Genomic DNA, 21,099 nt, shown 5'->3' with positions numbered 1-21,099 from the left:
GTTACCGTGACCCCTGTTAAAAAGACATTTCAATACGGCGACCACACGGTCGTCATGGAGACCGGCGAGATAGCGCGACAGGCGACCGGCGCCGTAATGATCAGCATGGGCGATACCGTCGTGCTGGTGACCGCAGTCGGCCAGAAGGTGGCTGTGGAGGGGAGGGACTTCTTCCCGCTCACCGTGAACTACCAGGAGCGAACGTACTCCGCCGGCAAGATACCGGGCGGATTCTTCAAACGCGAGGGCCGCCCCACCGAGAAGGAAACCCTCACCTCCCGCCTGATCGACCGCCCGCTGCGCCCGCTGTTCCCCAAGGGATTCACCAACGAAGTACAGGTCATCGCCACCGTGGTGTCTCTGGACAAGGAGATCGATCCGGATATTCCGTCCATCATCGGCGCCTCAGCGGCGCTCGCCCTGTCAGGTCTGCCCTTCAACGGACCGATCGGCGCGGCACGCGTCGGTTACCGGAATGGCAGCTTCCTGCTCAACCCGACCTTTTCCCAGCTGGCCGAATCGCAGCTCGACCTGGTCGTCGCGGGAACGGAGAACGCGGTACTGATGGTGGAGTCCGACGCGCGCGAACTGCCGGAAACGGTCATGCTGGACGCGGTGCTGTTCGGCCACCAGCAGCAGCAGACGGTGATCCGCGCCATCCGCGAGCTGGCGGCTGAGGCGGGCGCGCAGCCGTGGAACTGGCAGGCGCCGGAGGAAGACCGCGACCTGCACGCACGCGTGCAGGCGGAGTGCGCGACGGATATCGCCGCGGCGTACCAGATCCAGGAAAAGCAGGCGCGCCAGGCGCGGCTGTCTGAAATCCGCGCCGCCGTCATAGGCCGGCTGGCCGGCACCGACGAATCCGGCTGGTCCGAGGACGCGGTCAAGGGCGCCGTCGGCAAGATCGAGAAGAAGACCGTACGCGAACGCATCCTGGCGGGACAGCCGCGCATCGACGGGCGCGATACGCGCACCGTGCGGCCGATCTCCATCCGCGTCGGACTGCTGCCGCGCGCGCACGGCTCGGCCCTGTTCACCCGCGGCGAGACCCAGGCGCTGGTGGTAACCACGCTCGGCACCGGACGCGACGCGCAGATCATCGACGCGATCGAGGGCGAGCGCAAGGAACCCTTCATGTTCCACTACAACTTCCCTCCCTATTGCGTCGGCGAAACCGGCATGGTGGGCTCGCCGAAACGGCGTGAAATCGGCCATGGCCGACTGGCCAAGCGCGGCGTCGCCGCGGTGCTGCCGGACATGGACAGCTTCCCCTATGTGATCCGTGTGGTGTCCGAGATCACCGAATCGAACGGTTCCAGCTCGATGGCGAGCGTATGCGGCAGCAGCCTGGCGCTGATGGACGCCGGCATCCCGGTCAAGGCGCCGGTCGCCGGCATCGCGATGGGCCTGATCAAGGACGGCGAGCGCAGCGCCGTGCTGACCGACATCCTGGGCGACGAGGACCACCTCGGCGACATGGACTTCAAGGTGGCCGGCACCGCCAACGGCGTCACCGCCCTGCAGATGGACATCAAGATCGACGGCATCACCCGCGACATCATGCAGGTGGCGCTGGCGCAGGCGCGCGAAGGCCGCCTGCACATCCTGGAACAGATGAACCGCGTCATCGCCAGGCCGCGCGAGGACATCTCGCAGCACGCCCCGCGCATCATCACCATCAAGATCAACCCGGACCGTATCCGTGACGTCATCGGCAAGGGCGGCGCCACCATCCGCGCGCTGACCGAGGAGACCGGCACCAGCATCGACATCACCGACGACGGCACGGTCAAGATCGCCTCCGTCGACCAGACCGCCAGCGACGAGGTGGTGCGGCGCATCCGCCAGCTCACGGCGGACGTCGAGGTCGGCAGCATCTACGAGGGCCGCGTGTCGAAACTGATGGACTTCGGCGCCTTCGTCACCATCTTGCCGGGCAAGGACGGACTGGTGCACATCTCGCAGATCTCCAACGAGCGCGTCGACAATGTCAGCGACAAGTTGTCCGAGGGCAAGATCGTCAAGGTCAAGGTGCTCGAAATCGACAAGCAGGGCCGCATCCGCCTCAGCATGAAGGAAGTGGAGAACGGCTGATCCCGGAAGTTCGCGGGGCACGGATGAAAAAGGGGCGTGAGCCCCTTTTTTATTGCGCGCGGATCCCGCCGCCGAGGTTGGCGCTCCGGCGCGCGCGGGGATACAATGAAAATCCGTGTTTCCAGCGTGGCCGTCCGCCCATGAACGTTTCCTATCCGACGATCGAGGACTTTGTCGGCAACACCCCGCTCGTCCGTCTGCAGCGGCTGCCGGGGCAGACCGGCAGCACCGTACTGCTCAAGCTCGAGGGCAACAACCCGGCCGGCTCGGTCAAGGACCGGCCGGCGCTGAGCATGATCCGCTATGCCGAGCGGGACGGGCGCATCAAGCCGGGCGACACCCTGATCGAGCCCACGAGCGGCAACACCGGCATCGCGCTGGCGATGGCGGCGGCGATCCGCGGCTACCGCATGATCCTGGTCATGCCCGAACACATGAGTCTCGAGCGCCGCGCGCTGATGCATGCCTACGGCGCCGAGATCATCCTGACGCCGCAGGCGGGCAGCATGGAGGCGGCGATCGACCTCGCCCGCCGGATGGTCGCCGAAGGGAAGGGGGTGATGCTGGACCAGTTCTCCAATCCCGACAACCCGCGCGCGCATTACGAGACCACCGGGCCGGAGATCTGGCGCGACACGCACGGCAAGATCACCCACTTCGTCAGCTCCATGGGCACCACCGGCACCATCATGGGGACCTCGCGCTACCTCAAGGAGATGAATCCGGCGGTGCAGATCGTCGGCGTGCAGCCGGGCGAGGGCGCCTGCATCCCGGGCATCCGGCGCTGGCCGGCCGAATACCTGCCGAAGATCTACGAACCCGCGCGCGTCGACCGCATCGTCGACGTCGGCCAGCAGGAGGCCGAGGACACCGCGCGCGCGCTGGCGGCGCGCGAGGGCATATTCGTCGGCATCTCCTCCGGCGGGGCCGTGGCCGCCGCGCTCAGGCTGCTCGGCGAGATCGAGCACGGCGTCATCGTCGCCATCGCCTGCGACCGCGGCGACCGCTACCTGTCCACCAATGTCTTCGGGGAGGACGCATCCCGATGAGACTGAATGTCCTCGTCTTCGATATCGAGACCGTGCCGGACGTTGTCTCCGGGCGCCGGCTCTACGGGCTGGACGGCCTCGACGACGCCGAGGTCGCCAACGTCATGTTCCACAAGCGCCGCCAGGAGACCGGCGAGAACGAATTCCTGCGTCTGCATCTGCAGCGCATCGTGGCGATCTCCGCCGTCGTGCGCTCCGGCGACCTGCTCAAGGTGTGGTCGCTCGGCGATCCCGATGCCCCGGAGGACGAACTGGTGCGGCGCTTCTTCGACGGGATCGAGAAGTTCACCCCGAACCTGGTGTCGTGGAACGGCTCGGGTTTCGACCTGCCGGTGCTGCATTACCGCGCCATGCTGCACGGCATACCCGCGCCGCGCTACTGGGAGACCGGCGACGAGGACAGCGCCTTCCGCTGGAACAACTACCTCAGCCGTTTCCACTGGCGCCACATCGACCTGATGGACGTGCTGGCGGGCTACCAGCCGCGCGCCGCGGCGCCGCTGCACGAGATCGCCACGATGCTCGGCTTTCCCGGCAAGCTCGGCATGGACGGCTCCAAGGTATGGGGCAGCTACCTCGCGGGCGATATCGCGGGGATCCGCAACTACTGCGAGACCGACGTCCTGAACACCTTTCTCGTTTATCTGCGTTTCGAGGTCATGCGTGGACGCATGGCGCGCGCGCAGAACGAGGAGGAATGCCGACTGTTGCGCGATTACCTGGCGCGGGAGGCCCGCCCGCATTTCGCCGAATTCCTTGCCGCCTGGCGCGACTGAATGCCGCGCGCGTCCCTTGTTCAGGCGGGTATCTCCGTATATCGTAATCACCGCGCCGCGCCGACCCGCAGAGGACAGCCGTAACCCGATGGCACAGGAGATAGAGCGTAAATTCCTCGTCACCAGCGACGCCTGGCGCGGTGAGGCCACCGCGAGCGCGCGTTACCGCCAGGGCTACCTGTCCGACGGTGGCCGGTGTTCGGTGCGCGTGCGCGTGTCCGGAGCCGACGCCTATCTCAACATCAAGAGCGCCACCCTCGATATCGTGCGCACCGAGTACGAATACCCGATCCCGGTGGCCGATGCGGAGGAAATGCTGGAACACCTGTGCAGCGGTCTGCTGGTCGAGAAGACGCGCCATTTCGTCGACTACGGCGGTTTCGTGTGGGAGATCGATGTGTTCGAGGGGGTGAACCGGGGGCTGGTCATCGCCGAGATCGAACTGGACCACGAGCACGCCGAATTTCCACGCCCGCCGTGGGCGGGGGCGGAGGTGTCGGACGATCCGCGTTATTACAATGTCTACCTGGCGCGGACACCCTATACGCGATGGTGAGGCGCGCAGCCGGTATCGTGGTGTGGGTTGCGGTCCTCGCGCTGACCGCGCTGTTCCCCGTCCTTGGCGGCTGCAGCCGGACCCCGCATGAGGGTCTGCGCTTCGGCCTGCCGGTGATGCCGGTGACGCTCGACCCGCGCTTCGCGACCGACGCCGTGTCCGCCCGTATCAATCGCCTGCTGTATCAGGCGCTGATCGACTTCGATGCCAGCGCCATGCCGCAGCCCGCGCTGGCGGACTGGCAGCAGCTCACCCCGACGCTGTACCGCTTCACCCTGCGTACGCCGCGCGCCCGCTTCAGCAACGGCGCTCCGCTTACCGCGCTCGACGTCAAGGCGACCTACGATTACATCCTGGACGCGCGCAACGCCTCGCCGCAGCGCCTGTCGCTTGCCAACATAGAGGCGGTCGCGATCGACGGCGAGGACGTGGTGGAGTTCCGGCTGCGTGTTCCGGATCTGCTGTTCCCGGGGCGGCTCGGCATCGGCATCCTGCCGTCGGATCTGGTCGCGGCGGGACATCCGTTCAACCGCCTTCCTGTGGGCAGCGGGCCGTTCGAGCTGACCGCCTGGGCCGGCGAGGGCCGCCTCCAGCTGCGCCGCCGCCGCGACGGGCTTGCGCTCGAATTCATCGCCGTGAACGACCCGACGGTACGCGTGCTCAAGCTGCTGCGCGGCGAGATCGACATGCTGCAGAATGATCTGCCGCCGGAGATGATTACTTACCTCAAGGCGCAGGGCGGGATCGAGGTGCTGGAAGGGCGGGGGACGAATTTCGCCTACCTCGGCTTCAACCTGCAGGACGCGGCGACTGGCCGGCTGGAGGTACGCACTGCAATCGCGAGCGCGCTGGACCGCGCCGCCATCGTCACGCACGTGCTGGGCGGGGCCGCCCACCTCGCGAATGCCGTGCTGCCGTCCGAACATTGGGCGGGAAACCCGGACCTCGCCCCGATCCCGTATGATCCCGCGCGCTCCCGCCGCCTGCTGCAGGCGGCGGGCTACGGTTCGGATACTCCGTTACGCCTGGTGTACAAGACCTCGACCGACCCGTTCCGCCTGCGCCTCGCCACCATCATCCAGAGCCAGCTCGATGCGGTCGGCATCAAGGTCGAACTGCACAGCCTGGACTGGGGCACGTTCTACGGCGACATCAAGGCAGGCAACTTCCAGATGTACAGCCTGATGTGGGTCGGCATCAAGCTGCCGGAGATCTTTCGCTACGCCTTCCACAGCGGCGCGGTCCCGCCCGACGGCGCCAACCGCGGGCGTTTCGCCAGCCCCGCGCTGGACCGCCTGATCGAGCAGGCCGAGGCCGCCGATACGCTCGCCGGACAGGCGGAAGGATTCCGCGCCGTGCAGGCGGACCTGCTCGCGGAACTGCCGTACGTGCCGCTGTGGCACGAGGATCATGTGTTCGCCGCCCGGAGCGGAATCGCCGGCTACCGCATATCCGGCGACGGAAATTACGACGGCCTGGCCTACGTTGAGCGCCTGGACACTGCTACCATAGCGAAACGTTGAACGGGATGATGGCGGCGATGGCGGGCGGCACATGACACGGGAGCGGATCATCGAGGTTTCCCTCGCCGGGCAGCGCCTGTACCTGCGCGAAGGCCCGGACGTGCTGATGGACATCCGCGTATCGACCGCCAGGAACGGTCCGGGAGAAAAGCTCGACAGCGAATGCACCCCGCGCGGCTGGCACGAGATCCATGCCAAGATCGGTGCGGAGTGTCCGCCCGACACCGTGTTTGTCGGCCGGATACGTCGATTCGCTGCAGCGGTATATCTATATTCATGGCACGCCGGACGACGTTGCCCTGGGGATGCCCGGCTCGCGCGGCTGTGTCCGCGTGCGCAATGACGACATGGTGCGCCTGTTCGACCTGGTGGAGGTCGGGACGCGGGTGCACATCAAAGAATAGGGGACGGATTTCAAATCCGTCCCCTGTCCTTATTGAATGGTGAGGAGTGAGGAGTGAGGCGTAAGGAAAAGAATCTTTGGGCGGCATGACCAGATTCCTGCTGGCGCGTTTTGGCAGTGCCCTGGTGGTGCTGTTCGGCGTCTCGCTGCTGGTGTTCCTGCTGATCCACCTGATTCCCGGCGATCCGGTCGAGGTCATGCTCGGCGAGTCGAGCCAGCCCGCCGACCGCGCCGCGCTGCGCCATGCCCTCGGTCTCGACCAGCCCCTGTACCTGCAGTTGCTGGAGTACTACCGGAATCTGATCCGGTTCGACCTGGGGCAGTCGCTCCATTCCCAGCGGCCCATCGCCGAAATCCTCCTCGAACGCCTGCCCGCCACCCTCGAGCTCGCCGTTGCCGGCCTGTGCGTGGCGGTGCTGATCGCGGCGCCGCTCGGGATTCTCGCCGCGACGCGGCGGGATACCGGTTGGGACGTCGGCGCCATGACCTTTTCCATGCTGGGCATATCCATCCCCAATTTCTGGATGGGGCCGCTGCTGATCCTGGTGTTTTCGCTCTGGCTCGGCTGGCTGCCGGTGAGCGGGCGGGATGAGGCTGCCTCGCTGGTGCTGCCCGCGCTGACGCTGGGCACGGCGCTGGCGGCGATCCTCTCGCGCATGCTGCGCGCCACGCTGCTCGAGGTGCTCGGAGAGGATTTCATCCGTACGGCGCGCGCCAAGGGACTCACCGAGGGCGCCGTGATCTTCCGGCACGCGTTGCGCAACGCGCTGCTGCCGGTGATCACGCTGCTCGGCCTGCAGCTGGGCGCGCTGCTCGCCGGCGCGGTGATCACCGAGACGGTATTTTCCTGGCCCGGCATCGGACTGCTCACCATCGAGTCGATCCACCGGCGCGATTATCCGGTGGTACAGGCCTGCGTGCTGATGATCAGCCTGGGCTATGTCGCGGTGAACACCTTTACCGACCTGGTCTATGCGCGCCTCGACCCGCGCATCCGCTTCGGGGGGGCGGCCCGGTGATTCGGCTGTGGTTCGGCGGCGGGGTGGTCGGGATGTGGATGCTGCTCGCCTGCGCCGGCCTGGTCCTTCCGCTGCGGCCGGACGAGGTCGACCTCGCACGCATCCTGGCAGCGCCGGGGGACGGCTCCTGGCTAGGTTACGACGACCTCGGGCGTCCATTGTGGGACCGCGTCGCGGTGGGCGCGCGCTATTCCTTCTTCGTCGCCTTCTTCGTGGTGCTGGTCTCGGCCGGCGCGGGCACCCTGATCGGCACCGCCAGCGCCTATCTGGGCGGCTGGGTCGACCACGTGACGACGCGCATCATCGATGTCTTCCTTGCCTTCCCCGGCATCCTGCTCGCGATCGCGCTCGCCGGCGTGCTCGGGGCGGGGATCGGCAATGTGGTGATCGCGCTCGCCGTCGTCGGCTGGGTGGGCTTCGCGCGGCTGGCGCGTGCCCAGGTGCTGTCGTTGAAGGATCGCGAACACGTGCAGGCGGCGGTGGCGCTCGGCGCGGGGCGCCTGCGCATCGTGCTGCGCCATCTGCTGCCGCTGATCACCGCGCCGCTGATCATCGAGGCCACCTTCGGCGTCGCTGGCGTGGTCATCGCCGAGGCCGGCCTGTCTTTCCTCGGGCTCGGCATCCAGCCGCCGACGCCGTCGTGGGGCAGTATGATCCGCGACAGCAGCCGCTACATGCTGGTGTCGCCGCACATGGTGCTGGTGCCGGGCATCGCGTTGATGCTGGTGGTGCTGGCGGTCAACATGCTGGGCGACCATCTGCGCGACCGCCTGGACGTGCGCCTTGTCGGGCGAACCCGGACGTGAGACGCGGGGACAGGAGGGGCGTAACTTGTCACTGGGACCGATCATGATGGGCCTGGCCGGACGCGAGCTGAGCGCCGAGGAGCTCGAACTGCTGCGGCAGCCGCAGGTGGGCGGGGTCATCCTGTTCAGCCGCAACTACGAATCCCCGGCCCAGATCGCCGCGCTCACGGCCGAGATCCATGCCCGGCGCGATCCGCCGCTGCTGATCGCCGTGGACCAGGAGGGCGGCCGCGTGCAGCGGTTCCGCGCGGGATTCACCCCGCTGCCGGCCGTGGCCCGTCTCGGCGAGCTGCACGATGTCGACCCTGCGCGGGCGCGCCAGTATGCGGAGGCGACCGGCTGGCTCATGGCGGCCGAGCTGCGCAGTGTAGGCGTCGACCTGAGTTTCGCGCCGGTGCTCGATCTCGCCCGCGGGGTGAGCCAGGTGATCGGCGACCGCGCCTTCCATCGTGACGCCACGGTCGTCGCCGAGCTCGCCCACAGCTACGTGCGCGGCATGCGGCGCGCCGGAATGGTGGCGACCGGAAAACATTTTCCGGGCCACGGCTCCGTCGCGCAGGATTCCCACCTCGAGCTACCGGTGGATCCGCGCCCGTACCGGGAGCTGGAGAGCGGGGACCTGCTGGCGTTCCGGCGCATGGTCGGGCACGGGATCGAGGCGCTGATGACTGCTCACGTGGTGTACCGCGACATCGATCCCGCGCCGGCGACCTTCTCGCGCTTCTGGCTGCAGGAGGTGCTGCGCCGCCGTTGCGGCTTCCAGGGCGTGATCTTCAGCGACGATCTCCACATGGGGGGCGCCGAGGCCATCGGCGACATGCCCGCGCGCGCGCGGGCCGCACTCGATGCCGGCTGCGACATGCTGCTGGTATGCCACGGCACCGAACCGGTCGCCCGGCTTGTCGAGGCGCTTGCCCAGTGGAATAATCCGGTGTCGCAGCTGCGGCTGGTGCGCATGCACGGACGCGGCACCGGCGGATACGAGGAACTGCGCCGGAGCCCGCAGTGGCGGGAGGCGGTACGGATCGTGGGATCCTACGATGAGCCCCATACCTTGGAATTGATGTAGCACGCGCCTGCCGACGCGCGTGCTTTGCGACGGAATCCCCCCCATGATGATCACACTACGAGCCTATGCCATCGCGGGCGCGGCCTTATGCGTCCTGCTGGCGGCGCCGGCGGTGCGGGCATTCGAGCCGTTCAGCCCCTTGCCCGCGACACCGCCGATTCCGGCGGACAACCCGCAGACGCCGGAGAAGATCGCGCTGGGGCGGCAATTGTTCTTCGATGCGCGGCTGTCAGTCGACGGCAGCGTATCCTGCAACTCCTGCCACGACCTGCAGCGGGGCGGCGCAGACGGACTGAAACTGTCGGCCGGTGCGCGCGGCAGGGTTGCGACGCGCAATACGCCGACCCTGTGGAATGTTGCCTTCCAGACCGCCTACTTCTGGGACGGGCGCGCGGCGAGCCTGGAGGATGCGATCGCGGAACATATCCTCGACGCCGCGATCATGGGACAGCCCGGCGAGGCGGACGCGCTCGCCTCACTGCGCCGGGTCGCGCTGTACCGGGAGCGCTACCGCGCGGCATTCTCCGGCTGGCGTCCGCTGACGTACCGCAATACCGTGGCCGCGCTCGCAGCCTTCGTGCGCACGCTGGCGACACCGCGCGGACCCTTCGACCGCTACCTGGCGGGCGACACCGCCACACTGCCGGAAGCGGCCCTGCGCGGGAAGCATCTGTTCGTGGAGAAGGGTTGCGCGGCGTGTCACTTCTGGGTGAACTTGTCCGGACCCCTGCCCGGGCTCGAGATCCCGATGGGGGAGGGATTCTACGAATTGTTCCCGACCTACAGGGGCAGCCGCTATGACGCCGAGTACGGGCTGCTCGGCTCCGACATGGGCCGTTTCCACGTCGACGGCCGCGTGGAACACCAATACCTGTGGCGGGTGCCGACGCTGCGCAACGTTGCGTTGACCGCGCCCTATTTTCACAACGGCTCGGTCGACACCCTGGAGGAGGCTGTGCGGGTCATGGCCGTGACGCAGTTCAATGTCGGGGTCACCGACGACGAGGTGCGTGATATCGTCGGTTTCCTGCGCACGCTCACCGGGGAATTTCCCCCGGAGGAATCTGCGACCGCGCCCTGACGCAAAGGGCGCGCGGTCCTTTATTTCCTGATTTCGATCTTGCTGTTCTGGCGCAGCGAGGTGATGTATTTCGCGATGTTCTCGTTGCGGAGATGCTGGCTCAGCTCATCCTTGACCGCCTCGAAATCGGGCGGCGGCAGGATGCGGGTCTCTTCCAGCTTGAGCACGTGCCAGCCGAACTGGGTCTGCACCGGAGTCGCGCTGAAGCTGCCTGTCCGCAGCGCCCCGAGCGCGTCCCGGATCGGCTGGGCGATCTGGTCCACCGGCAGCCAGCCGAGCTCGCCGCCGTTCTGGGCCGTGGGATCGAGGGATTTCTCGCGCGCCAGCGCGGCGAAGTCGCCCCCCTGTTTGAGGCTCTTGATCAGGTCACCGGCTTCCGACTCCGTCTTGACCATGATGTGCCGCGCGCGGTATTCCTTCACCGGCTTCGAGGCCAGGGCCTTGTAGGCGTCCTGCAGCGCCCTGTCCGGCAGCGGTACGCTGACGACCTGCCGCAGGGCGTAGCCCGCGATGATGTTGTGGCGCTGGTTCTCGATGGCGATGACGACTTCCGGGTGCTTGTCCACGCCCTTCGCAACCGCATCCTGATACACCAGTTCGCGGTTGATGAATTCATCCTGCAGGATGTTGAGCTGCTGCTGGTTCAGGTTGGCCGGTGAAACATTCTGGCCGATGCGCGTGCTGACGAAGGTGCCGAAATCGGCGCTGGTGACGTTGCGTCCGTTGATGACGGCGATGACCCTGGATCCTGTAGCGTCCGTCGACTCGGTCTCGGCGAGCGCCGGTCCCAGCGCGAGGACGAGGCTGGCCGCGGCGGCGGTCAGCAGGGCGGTATGGTGCGGCATAGGCATGAGACATTCCTTCGATTTTTAAACGAATGGCGGTATGCACCGGACGCCACGCCCGGTGTCATATCGGATACTGTGTCCGGCTGCTCGATCAAGGCTACGGGAGCACTTTTATCAAGGGTTTGACTGTGATTGATTTATAGACACCGTTTTTCAGAAAGGGTTCGGCATCCGCCCATTTACGGGCATCCTCCAGCGACGGGAATTCCGCCACGATCAGGCTGCCGGTGAAGCCCGCGGCGCCGGGATCCGCGCTGTCTATGGCGGGGTGCGGGCCCGCGAGGACCAGTCTGCCCTGGTCCTTGAGCTGGACCAGCCGCTCGAGATGGGCGGGCCGGTGCAGCCGGCGCGCCTCCAGACTGTTTTCCCTGTCCTCGCACAGGAGGGCGTAGATCATTCAGTTGCTTTCCCCGCCGTCATGCTTGATGTAACGGCCGATGTAGAACGACTGCGCGATGATGAATACCAGTGTCAGGCCGATGATCCCGAAGAGCTTGAAATTGACCCAGGTTTCGGTGTCGAAATTATACACCACGTACAGGTTGATAAAGCCCACGGCGATGAAAAACAGCGACCAGACGAGGTTCAGGCGGTACCACACGTCCTGGGGCAGGGTGACGGCCTGGGACATGAGCCGCTGGATGACGGGGCGCTCGCCGATGAAATGGCTGCCGATAAAGACAAGACCGAACAGCCAGTTGAGCACGGTCGGCTTCCACTTGATATATACTTCGTCCTGCAACAGCAGGGTCGCCCCGCCGAACACCACCAGCAGGACGAGCGTGATCATGTGCATCTTTTCCAGCCTGCGGTGCCGCAGCCAGAAGATCGCGGACTGGATGAAGGTGGCCGCGATCGCGACCGCGGTGGCGATGTAGATGTCGTCGCCGGTCAGTTTGTAGGCGGCGAAAAACAGCAGGACGGGGAAGAAATCGAACAGGAGTTTCATCGGTGTTCGCGCTGGGATCCGGGGGTTTGGCGATGCCGTATCTTACAATGAAGCCCGTTATATTGGCAGTTCGGAGCGGCGCATGAGCGGCTGTTACGACCTCCACAGCCATTCCCGCTGCTCCGACGGGTCGCTGTCCCCGGCCGAGCTGGTGCGGCATGCGCGCGCCTGCGGCGTGGATGTACTCGCGCTGACGGATCATGATACCACGGCGGGAATCGCCGAGGCGCGGCAGGCCGCGCTGGAGTGCGGCATGGGCCTCGTCCCGGGAGTCGAGATCTCGGTGACCTGGGTGCAGCGGGTGATCCACGTCCTCGGCCTCGGCATCGACGCGGACTGCGCGACCCTGCAGGAGGGGCTCACCCGCCTGCGCGAGGTGCGGCAGGCGCGCGCGCGGGCCATTGCGGACAAGCTCGCACGCTGCGGGATTCCCGGCGCGCTGGAGACGGCGGAAACGTATGCCGGCGCGGGTGGTGTGGGCAGGAACCATCTGGCCCGCTTCCTGGTCGAACAGGGGTGCGCGCGCGACATGCAGCGCGCCTTCAAGCGCTATCTCGGCCGCACCGGCAGCTGCTATGTCGCGAGCGAGTGGGCGTCGCTCGAGGAGGCGGTGGCCTGGATCCGCGCCGCGGGCGGGGTGGCCGTGGTGGCGCATCCGACGCGTTATGCGATGACGCGCAGCGTGATGCGGCGTTTCCTGCGGGAATTCACCGCGGCCGGAGGTGGAGGGATCGAGGTGGTGTCGAGCAGCCACAATGAGCAGCAGGCGCGCCTGATGGCGGACTATGCGCATGAGTTCGGCCTGTGCGCCTCGGTGGGATCGGATTTCCATTCCACGGACAACGGCTGGACGGTGCCCGGGCGGCTCGCCGCACTGCCGCGGGACTGCGAGCCGGTATGGACGCGCTGGCCCGCCGATGCGATCACGCAGCCGGTGAACACGCGCGCCGACGGTGCGCGGCTTCTGGTGCAATGAAGGTGTCAGATGCAGTATCTGCAGATACATCCGGTCAATCCCCAGCCCCGGCTGATCAGCCAGGCGGTCGCGATCGTGCGCAACGGAGGGGTGATCGTCTATCCCACCGACTCCTGCTACGCGCTGGGGTGCCAGATCGGTGACAAGACGGCGATGGAGCGGATCCAGCGCCTGCGCAAGCTCGATGCCACCCATAATTTCACACTGATGTGCCGCGACCTCTCCGATCTGTCGGCCTACGCCCGGGTCGGCAACCAGGAGTTTCGCCTGCTCAAGTCCCTCACCCCCGGACCCTACACCTTCATCCTCACGGCCAGCCACGAGGTGCCGCGCCGGTTGCAGAACCCGAAGCGCAAGACCATCGGACTGCGCATCCCGGATCAGCCGATCACGCACGCCCTGCTGGAGGCGCTCGACGAGCCGCTCATGAGCGTTACGCTGATCCTGCCGGATTCCCCCCAGCCGCTGACGGATCCGGAGGAGATGCGCGAGCGGCTCGGCAACCAGGTGGATGCCATCATCGATGGCGGCAGCTGCGGCAGCGAGCCGACCTCGATCATCGACCTGACCGGGGAATCTCCCCGGCTGATTCGCCAGGGCAAGGGCGATACCTCGTTCCTGACCGCCTAGCCATGTCAAGGCACACTCGCGCGGGGACGCCTCGGCCGCAGGTCCGCGGCGGGACGGCAAACCGGGTATAATACGGCCGTAATGGATCAACTGAGCCTGATACAGAAGCTCGCGGTCTGGGTCATGCCCGTGCTGCTGGCGATCACGGTGCACGAAGTGGCACACGGATGGATGGCGCTGCGACTGGGCGACCGCACGGCGCTGATGCTCGGACGGCTCACCCTGAATCCGGTGAAGCACATCGACCCGATCGGAACGGTGCTGCTGCCGGCGCTGATGCTGCTGATCGGCGGCTTCGTCTTCGGCTGGGCCAAGCCGGTTCCCATCACCTGGGAGAACCTGCGCCACCCGAAGCGCGACATGGCGCTGGTGGCGCTGGCCGGCCCGTGCGCGAACCTGCTCATGGCGGTGCTGTGGCTGCTGGTCGTGAAAACCGGTATCGCGCTGATGAGCGCCATACCGTGGCTCGGCCAGCCCCTGATCTACATGGGCGTCGCCGGGATCTTCATCAACGCGATACTCATGGTGCTGAACATGCTGCCACTCCCGCCCCTCGACGGCGGCCGCATCGTCGCCGGCCTGCTGCCCGGTCCGCTTGCCTGGCAGTACAACCGCATCGAACCCTACGGCATGCTGATCATCCTCGCGCTGTTCTTCACCAAGCTGCTCGGCAAGATCATGTGGCCGATCCTGTCGGGCTTTTTCCTTATGCTATTCTATTTCGGCCAGCTGCCCGCCGGGCTGTTCCAGTCGGTGCTGCAGGCGATCATCTGAACGATCTCAACAAGAAAAACAGCGGAGTGGGGAGGCGGCGTGAACAACGGCTTACCGCATAGCCAGCGGGTCCTGTCCGGGATGCGGCCGACCGGTGCGCTGCACCTGGGCCATTACCATGGCGTCCTGAAGAACTGGCTCCGGTTGCAGCATGAGTACGAGTGCTTTTTCTTCGTGGCGGACTGGCACGCGCTCACCACCGAGTACGAGAACAAGGAGATCATCGCGCGCAGCTGCTGGGACATGGTGATCGACTGGCTCGCGGTCGGCATCAATCCGGACTCCGCCACGCTGTTCATCCAGTCGCGCCTGCCCGAGCACGCCGAGCTGCACCTGATACTGTCGATGATCACGCCGCTCGGCTGGCTCGAGCGCGTGCCGAGCTACAAGGATCAGCAGGAGAAGCTCAAGGACCGCGACCTCAGCACCTACGGCTTTCTCGGGTATCCCCTGCTGCAGAGCGCCGACATCCTCGTCTACCGGGCGAGCCTGGTCCCGGTCGGGGAGGACCAGGTCGCGCATATCGAGCTGACGCGCGAGGTGGCGCGGCGCTTCAACCACCTGTACGGGCGCGAGCCGGACTTCGCCGCCCGGGCGGAGGCCGCGCTCAAGAAAATCGGGAAGAAAAACTCCAGTTTATATAGTGAATTAAGACGGAAATATCAGGAACAGGGTGATCATGAGGCCCTGCCCAGGGCGCGCGCGCTGCTGGAACAGCAGCAGAACATCACCCTGGCCGACCGGGAGCGCCTGTACGGTTATCTCGAGGGGGAGGGGCGGGTGATCCTGCCCGAGCCGCAGGCGCTGCTGACCCAGACGCCCAAGATGCCCGGCCTCGACGGCCAGAAGATGTCGAAGTCCTATGGCAACACGATCGCGCTGCGCGAGGATCCGCAGGCGGTGGAGAAGAAGCTGCGCACCATGCCGACCGATCCGGCGCGCGTGCGCCGGACCGACCCGGGGGATCCGCTCAAGTGCCCGGTATGGGAGTTCCACCAGATCTATTCCGGCGAGGAGACGCGCGCCTGGGTGATGGACGGGTGCCGCAGCGCGGGCATCGGCTGCATCGAATGCAAACAGCATGTCATCGACGGGGTGCAGGCCGAGCTTGCCCCGATCCGCGAGCGGGCGCAGGAATTTGTCAACAATCCCGCCGAAGTACGCCGGATTATTGCGGCGGGCTGTGAGCAGGCGCGCACGGTCGCGGCGCAGACCCTGCAGGAAGTGCGTCAGGCCCTCGGATTAGTTGATATCATATAGCGCCATGAATCAGGACCCCGCCTTGGATACCGCCCCCCCGCGCCCGGAGCAGCAGGAGATGCCCTTCGCGCTGGTGCACGGCAAGGCGATGACCGAGCCGCCGCGCGACCTCTACATCCCGCCGGACGCGCTGGAGGTGTTCCTCGAGGCCTTCGAGGGCCCGCTCGATCTGCTGCTGTACCTGATCCGGCGCCACAATCTGGAGATCCTCGACATCCCGATCGCCGAGATCACGCGCCAGTACATGCAGTACATCGAGCTGATGCGCGAGATGCGCTTCGAGCTTGCCGCAGAGTACCTGCTCATGGCGGCCATGCTCGCGGAGATCAAGTCGCGCATGCTGCTGCCGCGTCCGGCCGAGGCGGAGGACGAGACGGATCCGCGCGCCGAGCTGGTGCGGCGGTTGCAGGAATACGAACGCTTCAAACAGGCCGCCGCGGACCTGGACGCGATGCCGCGCGTCGATCGCGAGGTCTTTCCGGTCACGGTGGAGGGGCCCGAGGCCAAGGTGGTCAAGCTGCCGCCACGGGTGGAGCTGCGCGACATCCTGCTGACCTTCCAGGAGGTGATGGCCCGCGCCGAGATGTTCAGCCATCACCACATCATGTTGGAGCCGCTCTCCGTGCGCGAGCGGATGTCGATCATCCTCGAGACCGTCAACACGGAGCAGTTCATCGAGTTTGCCTCGCTGTTCACGCCGGAAGAGGGGCGGCGCGGCGTGGTGGTGACCCTGCTCGCGATCCTCGAACTCATTCGCGAGTCGCTGCTCGAGCTGATCCAAACCGAGGCCTTCGGGCCGATTTATGTGAAGGCACCTCATCATGTCAACGAATCAACCGCCAGTTAAGGACATCATCGAGGCCGCCCTGCTGTGCGCCGACCAGCCTCTGAACCTGGAGCGCCTCGCCGGCCTGTTCGACGAAGATGCCCGTCCCGCGCCGGAAGAGATCCGTACCGCCCTCGACGAGCTGGCGCGGGAATGGGGCGACCGCACGCTCGAACTGAAGGAAGTCAGCAGCGGGTTCCGCCTGCAGGTGCGGCAGAGATACGCGCCGTGGGTCGGCAGGCTCGCCGAGGAGCGCGCCCCGCGTTACTCACGTGCCCTGCTGGAGACGCTGGCGCTGATCGTCTACCGGCAGCCGATCACGCGCGCGGGCATCGAGGAGATCCGCGGTGTGAGCGTGAGCACGCACATCATCAAGACACTGATGGAGCGCGAGTGGGTGCGCGTTGTCGGTTACCGCGACGTCCCCGGCAAGCCGGCGCTGTACGGGACGACGCGCAAGCTCCTCGACTACTTCAACATCCAGAGCCTGAGCGATCTGCCGGCGCTGGCCGACATCAGGCCGATCGATCACCTCCAGAAGGAACTGGACCTGGCGGCTGCGGCAAACGCCGCGGGTCCGGCCGCGCCGGATGCCGGCGCACTCTACGCGATGGAGCCGGCGATGAACGATGCGGGCCCGGATGCCGCGGAGGAAGACGAGGCCGAGGCGCGGGAAACGGCTGAAGCCCTCAACTGAACGTCCTGTCCCGGGTAGCCGCGTGCCGTCTTCGCCCGCATGGATGAGGCCAGCGTGAACACGCCGACGATTCCCGCCATCCCCCCTCGCAATGTCTGCCGCGTCCGCCGGTCATGAGCGAACGCGTGCACAAGGCGCTTGCGCGCCTCGGCTATGGATCGCGCCGCGAGATCGAGGAATGGATGCGCGCGGGCCGCATCACGGTCAACCGCAAGCCGGTGCAGCCCGGCGCCGTCCTCGCGCCGGGCGACAGCGTCGGCATCGACGGCCGGCAGGCCTTCACCTACGCGACTGAGCCCGCCGCGTGCCGGGTGCTGGTGTACTACAAGCCCGAAGGCGAGATCTGCACGCGCGACGATCCGGACGGGCGCCCGACCATCTTCGACCGCCTGCCGCGCATCAAGGATGCGCGCTGGGTGGGCGTCGGACGCCTCGACATCAACACCTCCGGACTGATCCTGCTGGTCACGAACGGGGAGCTCGCCAACCGCCTGATGCATCCCACCCTCGGCGTCGAGCGCGAATATCTGGTGCGCGTGATGGGCGAGGTGGATCCCGCCGTGCTGACCCGTCTCCAGGAAGGCGTGATGCTCGAGGACGGCCGGGCGGCGTTCGACCGGATCTACGAGATCGGCGGCGGCGAGGGCGCCAACCGCTGGTTCGGCGTGGTGCTGAAAGAAGGGCGCAACCGCGAGGTGCGGCGGCTGTGGGAGTCCCAGGGCGTCAGGGTGAGCCGGCTCAAGCGCGTCCGATTCGGGCCGGTCACCGTGCCGCGCCGCCTGCGCCGCGGCCACTACGAAGAGATGGACGCGGCGGGGGTCGCCGAGTTGCTGCGCTTCGCCGGCTTGGACGCCGGATCCGGTGTCACCGCGCCCGCCGTCCGCGAGCCGCGGCGCAAGGCCGCGCCGCGCCGCAGTGTGTTCCAGGGAGCGGCGGTTAAGAAACATCGATCCAGGCCCTCACCGAAGAAGCGGGTGAGGCGTGAGGCGTGAGGCGGAAGATAGCGGGGACGGATTTGAAATCTGTCCCCGTATTTGAAGGCGAAGGGGACGGATTTGTAAATCCGTCCCCGGGCAATCCCGGCTTCCTCGCAATATTCGACCTCCTCCACGCCGCCCACGGCGCGCAGCACTGGTGGCCGGGCGAAACGCCGTTCGAGGTGATGGTCGGGGCGATCCTGACCCAGAATACCGCCTGGTCCAACGTCGAGCGCGCGATTCTCGCGTTGAAGGAACAGCAGGCCCTCGACGCCCAGCGCCTGCTTGCCGAGTCGCCGGAGGTCGTGGCGCGCTGGATCCGGCCGGCGGGGTATTTCAACGTCAAGGCGAAACGGCTGCGCAATTTCTGCCGCTGGTACCTCGGACAGGGCGGCTACGAGGCGCTCGCACGGCAGGACACCGGGACGCTGCGGCACGGACTGCTGTCCGTGAACGGCGTCGGCCGCGAGACGGCGGACGATATCCTGCTCTACGCCTTCGAGCGCCCGGTGTTCGTGATCGATGCCTATACGCGCCGCCTGTTCATGCGGCTCGGCCTGCTGGACGCCGACGCCGGCTACGAACATCTGCGCGCGGCCATGGAACAGGGGCTGGAGCGCGAGCTCGGCCGTTCGCGCCGCAAGCGGGACCGCGTCGGCCTGTACAACGAGTACCACGCGCTCATCGTCGCGCACGCCAAACACGCCTGCCGTACCCGCCCGCGCTGCGCGCACTGCAGCCTGGCCGGGCTCTGCCCCGGCCGGCAATAACCCGGCGCGCGATAGCTCGCGCCCGACCATTTATGGTTTAATGCACAGTCATGTTCCGACCCCTGGAAGTCTTCATCGGCCTGCGCTACACGCGCGCCAAACGCCGTAACCATTTCATCTCCTTCATCTCGCTCATCTCCATGCTCGGCATTGCGCTCGGCGTCACTGCGCTGATCACGGTGCTGTCGGTGATGAACGGTTTCGAGAAGGAGCTCAGGGAGCGCATCCTCGGCGTGGTCTCCCATGCTACCGTGCAGGGTGGCGCGGGCGCGATCATGGACTGGCCGGAACTGCGCGCACGGCTGGCCGGTTATCCCGGCGTGACAGGTGTCGCCCCCTTCGTGCACGCCGAGGGCATGATCAGCCACGGCGAGCGCGTCGCCGGCACGATATTGCAGGGCGTGTTGCCGGAGGAGGAACCTGCGGTGTCAGAGCTGCCGCGCAAGATCGTGGCGGGCGATTTCGCCAGCCTGACGGCGGGCTCCTACGGCATCGTCCTCGGACAGGAGCTCGCCTATAACCTCGGCGTGGCCCTCGGCGACCAGGTGGTCGTGATCACGCCGCAGGCCAGCATCACCCCGGCCGGCTTCCTGCCGCGGCTGAAGCGCTTCACCGTGGTCGGCGTCTTCAGCATCGGCATGTACGAATACGACAGCGCGCTCGCGCTGGTGCACCTCGAGGATGCCGCCACGCTGTACCGCCTCGACGGCGGGGTGAGCGGACTCCACCTCAAGCTCGACGACATGTTCAAGGCCCCGGCCCTGAGCCGCGCGCTGGAGAAGACGCTGCCGCCCGGGATGTACGTGATCGACTGGACGCGACAGCACAGCAATTTCTTCCGCGCCGTGAAGATGGAAAAGACGGTGATGTTCGTCATCCTGTTCCTGATCGTGGCGGTGGCGGCGTTCAACCTGGTGTCGACCCTGGTGATGATGGTGACCGACAAGCGCAGCGACATCGCCATCCTGCGCACGCTCGGTTCCAGCCCGGGCAGCATCATGGCGGTGTTCATCGTGCAGGGCAGCGTGGTCGGCGTGATCGGCACGCTGCTCGGCATGGCCGGCGGCGTGGCGCTGGCGCTCAACGTGGAGACACTGGTGCCCGCCATCGAGAGCCTGTTCCACGTGCAGTTCCTCGCGCCTGACGTCTATTACATCAGCGATCTGCCGTCCGACATGCGCTGGGCCGACGTGTTCAGCATCGGCGGCATTGCGCTGGTGCTGTGCCTGTTCGCGACCCTGTATCCGGCCTGGCGCGCCGCGCGCGTTCAGCCCGCGGAGGCGCTGCGCTATGAATGACCGGTTCATCCTGCGCTGCGAGCGGCTTGCCAAGACCTATGCCGAGGGCCCCGCCGTCGTCGAGGTCCTCAGCGACATCACGCTGGAGGTCGCCGCCGGGGAGCGTGTCGCGGTCATGGGCAGTTCCGGCGCCGGCAAGAGCACCTTGCTCCACCTGCTGGGCGGACTCGACGAGCCGACACGCGGCGAGGTCTGGCTGGACGACCAGTGCCTGACCCGGCTCGGACCGGTGGCGCGCGGGCGGCTGCGCAACGCGATGCTGGGCTTCATCTACCAGTTCCACCACCTGCTGCCGGAATTCACCGCGCTGGAGAACGTGGCCATGCCCCTGCTGATCCGCGGCGACACCCCGGCGCAGGCGCGCGGGCAGGCCGCCGCCATGCTCGAGCGCGTGGGACTGAAACAGCGCATGGGACACAAGCCGGGCGAACTGTCGGGCGGCGAGCGCCAGCGCGCCGCGGTGGCGCGTGCGCTGGTGACGCGGCCGCGCTGCGTGCTCGCGGACGAGCCGACCGGAAACCTCGATTTCCACAATGCGCGCGAGACCTACCGTCTCATGCTGGAACTCAACCGCGAGCTCAACACGAGTTTCGTGATCGTGACGCACGAGCGTTCACTTGCACGCCAGGTGGACCGGGTGCTGCTGCTGGAGGCGGGGAGACTGGCGCCCGCCGGCGCGGATACCGGCGCGGACGGCGAGCCGCCGGCCGGCTGAGGC

Annotated in this window: 22 protein-coding genes and 1 pseudogene; 20 read left to right on the top strand and 3 right to left on the bottom strand. The window is 66.8% G+C overall.

The genetic code is table 11. The features are described from left to right. Positions 1–6 precede the first annotated feature (6 nt). From pnp to IPK65_04105, 10 genes and pseudogenes are all read left to right on the top strand, one after another. Positions 7–2,094, top strand: a complete 2,088-nt coding sequence (gene pnp, locus IPK65_04150) for a polyribonucleotide nucleotidyltransferase (protein ID MBK8162354.1) — start codon at positions 7–9, stop codon at positions 2,092–2,094. A 140-nt stretch (positions 2,095–2,234) separates the two neighbouring features. Then, positions 2,235–3,143, top strand: coding sequence for a cysteine synthase CysM (gene cysM / locus IPK65_04145; protein ID MBK8162353.1), 909 nt, complete (start codon positions 2,235–2,237; stop codon positions 3,141–3,143). Between the two features lie 2 nt (positions 3,144–3,145). Beyond that, a complete protein-coding gene (locus IPK65_04140) occupies positions 3,146–3,919 on the top strand; it encodes a 3'-5' exonuclease (protein ID MBK8162352.1) in 774 nt (257 codons plus the stop codon). A gap of 88 nt (positions 3,920–4,007) precedes the next feature. After that, on the top strand, positions 4,008–4,475 hold the full coding sequence (locus tag IPK65_04135) for a CYTH domain-containing protein (GenBank protein MBK8162351.1): 468 nt from the start codon (positions 4,008–4,010) through the stop codon (positions 4,473–4,475). Next, positions 4,469–5,998 (top strand): ABC transporter substrate-binding protein, encoded by a 1,530-nt coding sequence (locus IPK65_04130; GenBank protein MBK8162350.1) that lies wholly within the window; start codon positions 4,469–4,471, stop codon positions 5,996–5,998. Before IPK65_04135 ends, IPK65_04130 begins: the two co-directional genes overlap by 7 nt. 31 nt (positions 5,999–6,029) lie before the next feature. After that, positions 6,030–6,402 (top strand): annotated as a pseudogene (locus IPK65_04125) (L,D-transpeptidase). Positions 6,403–6,487: 85 nt separating this feature from the next. Next, on the top strand, positions 6,488–7,420 hold the full coding sequence (locus tag IPK65_04120) for an ABC transporter permease (GenBank protein ID MBK8162349.1): 933 nt from the start codon (positions 6,488–6,490) through the stop codon (positions 7,418–7,420). A gap of 32 nt (positions 7,421–7,452) precedes the next feature. After that, on the top strand, positions 7,453–8,226 hold the full coding sequence (locus IPK65_04115; protein ID MBK8162348.1) for an ABC transporter permease: 774 nt from the start codon (positions 7,453–7,455) through the stop codon (positions 8,224–8,226). A 25-nt stretch (positions 8,227–8,251) separates the two neighbouring features. Next, the gene (nagZ, locus tag IPK65_04110) at positions 8,252–9,295 is read left to right on the top strand and encodes a beta-N-acetylhexosaminidase (GenBank protein MBK8162347.1); all 1,044 of its coding nucleotides are present in this window, start codon (positions 8,252–8,254) and stop codon (positions 9,293–9,295) included. A gap of 43 nt (positions 9,296–9,338) precedes the next feature. Beyond that, positions 9,339–10,376: a c-type cytochrome gene (locus tag IPK65_04105; protein MBK8162346.1), complete on the top strand. Its 1,038-nt coding sequence runs from the start codon at positions 9,339–9,341 to the stop codon at positions 10,374–10,376. Positions 10,377–10,396: 20 nt separating this feature from the next. Here the strand turns inward: IPK65_04105 and IPK65_04100 are convergent, their stop codons facing one another. The 3 genes from IPK65_04100 to IPK65_04090 all read right to left on the bottom strand — a co-directional run bounded on the left by IPK65_04100 (position 10,397) and on the right by IPK65_04090 (position 12,173). Then, positions 10,397–11,227 carry a peptidylprolyl isomerase gene (locus IPK65_04100; GenBank protein ID MBK8162345.1) on the bottom strand — a complete coding sequence of 277 codons (831 nt, stop codon included), beginning with the start codon at positions 11,225–11,227 and terminating at the stop codon, positions 10,397–10,399. 94 nt (positions 11,228–11,321) lie between these two features. Continuing rightward, on the bottom strand, positions 11,322–11,621 hold the full coding sequence (locus tag IPK65_04095) for a YciI family protein (GenBank protein ID MBK8162344.1): 300 nt from the start codon (positions 11,619–11,621) through the stop codon (positions 11,322–11,324). Further along, a complete protein-coding gene (locus IPK65_04090) occupies positions 11,622–12,173 on the bottom strand; it encodes a septation protein A (protein MBK8162343.1) in 552 nt (183 codons plus the stop codon). An 82-nt stretch (positions 12,174–12,255) separates the two neighbouring features. On the opposite strand from IPK65_04090, the gene IPK65_04085 reads away from it, so the two are divergent. From IPK65_04085 to lolD, 10 genes are all read left to right on the top strand, one after another. Then, a complete protein-coding gene (locus IPK65_04085; protein MBK8162342.1) occupies positions 12,256–13,149 on the top strand; it encodes a PHP domain-containing protein in 894 nt (297 codons plus the stop codon). A 9-nt stretch (positions 13,150–13,158) separates the two neighbouring features. Then, a complete protein-coding gene (locus tag IPK65_04080; GenBank protein ID MBK8162341.1) occupies positions 13,159–13,779 on the top strand; it encodes a threonylcarbamoyl-AMP synthase in 621 nt (206 codons plus the stop codon). Between the two features lie 81 nt (positions 13,780–13,860). Continuing rightward, on the top strand, positions 13,861–14,553 hold the full coding sequence (locus tag IPK65_04075; protein ID MBK8162340.1) for a site-2 protease family protein: 693 nt from the start codon (positions 13,861–13,863) through the stop codon (positions 14,551–14,553). A 39-nt stretch (positions 14,554–14,592) separates the two neighbouring features. Next, a complete protein-coding gene (locus tag IPK65_04070; GenBank protein ID MBK8162339.1) occupies positions 14,593–15,813 on the top strand; it encodes a tryptophan--tRNA ligase in 1,221 nt (406 codons plus the stop codon). A gap of 4 nt (positions 15,814–15,817) precedes the next feature. Beyond that, positions 15,818–16,660 carry a segregation/condensation protein A gene (locus IPK65_04065; GenBank protein MBK8162338.1) on the top strand — a complete coding sequence of 281 codons (843 nt, stop codon included), beginning with the start codon at positions 15,818–15,820 and terminating at the stop codon, positions 16,658–16,660. Beyond that, entirely contained in the window at positions 16,635–17,336 is a 702-nt protein-coding gene (gene scpB, locus IPK65_04060) for an SMC-Scp complex subunit ScpB (protein ID MBK8162337.1), read from the top strand. Before IPK65_04065 ends, scpB begins: the two co-directional genes overlap by 26 nt. Positions 17,337–17,449: 113 nt before the next feature. Next, complete coding sequence (locus IPK65_04055; protein ID MBK8162336.1) at positions 17,450–18,328, top strand: pseudouridine synthase; 879 nt, start codon at positions 17,450–17,452, stop codon at positions 18,326–18,328. Between the two features lie 170 nt (positions 18,329–18,498). Next, positions 18,499–19,083, top strand: coding sequence for an endonuclease (locus tag IPK65_04050; GenBank protein ID MBK8162335.1), 585 nt, complete (start codon positions 18,499–18,501; stop codon positions 19,081–19,083). Between the two features lie 50 nt (positions 19,084–19,133). Next, positions 19,134–20,381 (top strand): lipoprotein-releasing ABC transporter permease subunit, encoded by a 1,248-nt coding sequence (locus IPK65_04045; GenBank protein ID MBK8162334.1) that lies wholly within the window; start codon positions 19,134–19,136, stop codon positions 20,379–20,381. Next, positions 20,374–21,096 carry a lipoprotein-releasing ABC transporter ATP-binding protein LolD gene (lolD, locus tag IPK65_04040; GenBank protein MBK8162333.1) on the top strand — a complete coding sequence of 241 codons (723 nt, stop codon included), beginning with the start codon at positions 20,374–20,376 and terminating at the stop codon, positions 21,094–21,096. Before IPK65_04045 ends, lolD begins: the two co-directional genes overlap by 8 nt. The last annotated feature ends 3 nt before the right edge of the window (positions 21,097–21,099 follow it).

This window comes from Gammaproteobacteria bacterium (genome assembly GCA_016712635.1).
GTDB lineage: Bacteria > Pseudomonadota > Gammaproteobacteria > SZUA-140 > SZUA-140 > JADJWH01.
Note: the sequence above shows the minus strand (reverse complement) of the source record. Positions and strands in the feature narration are given on the sequence as shown.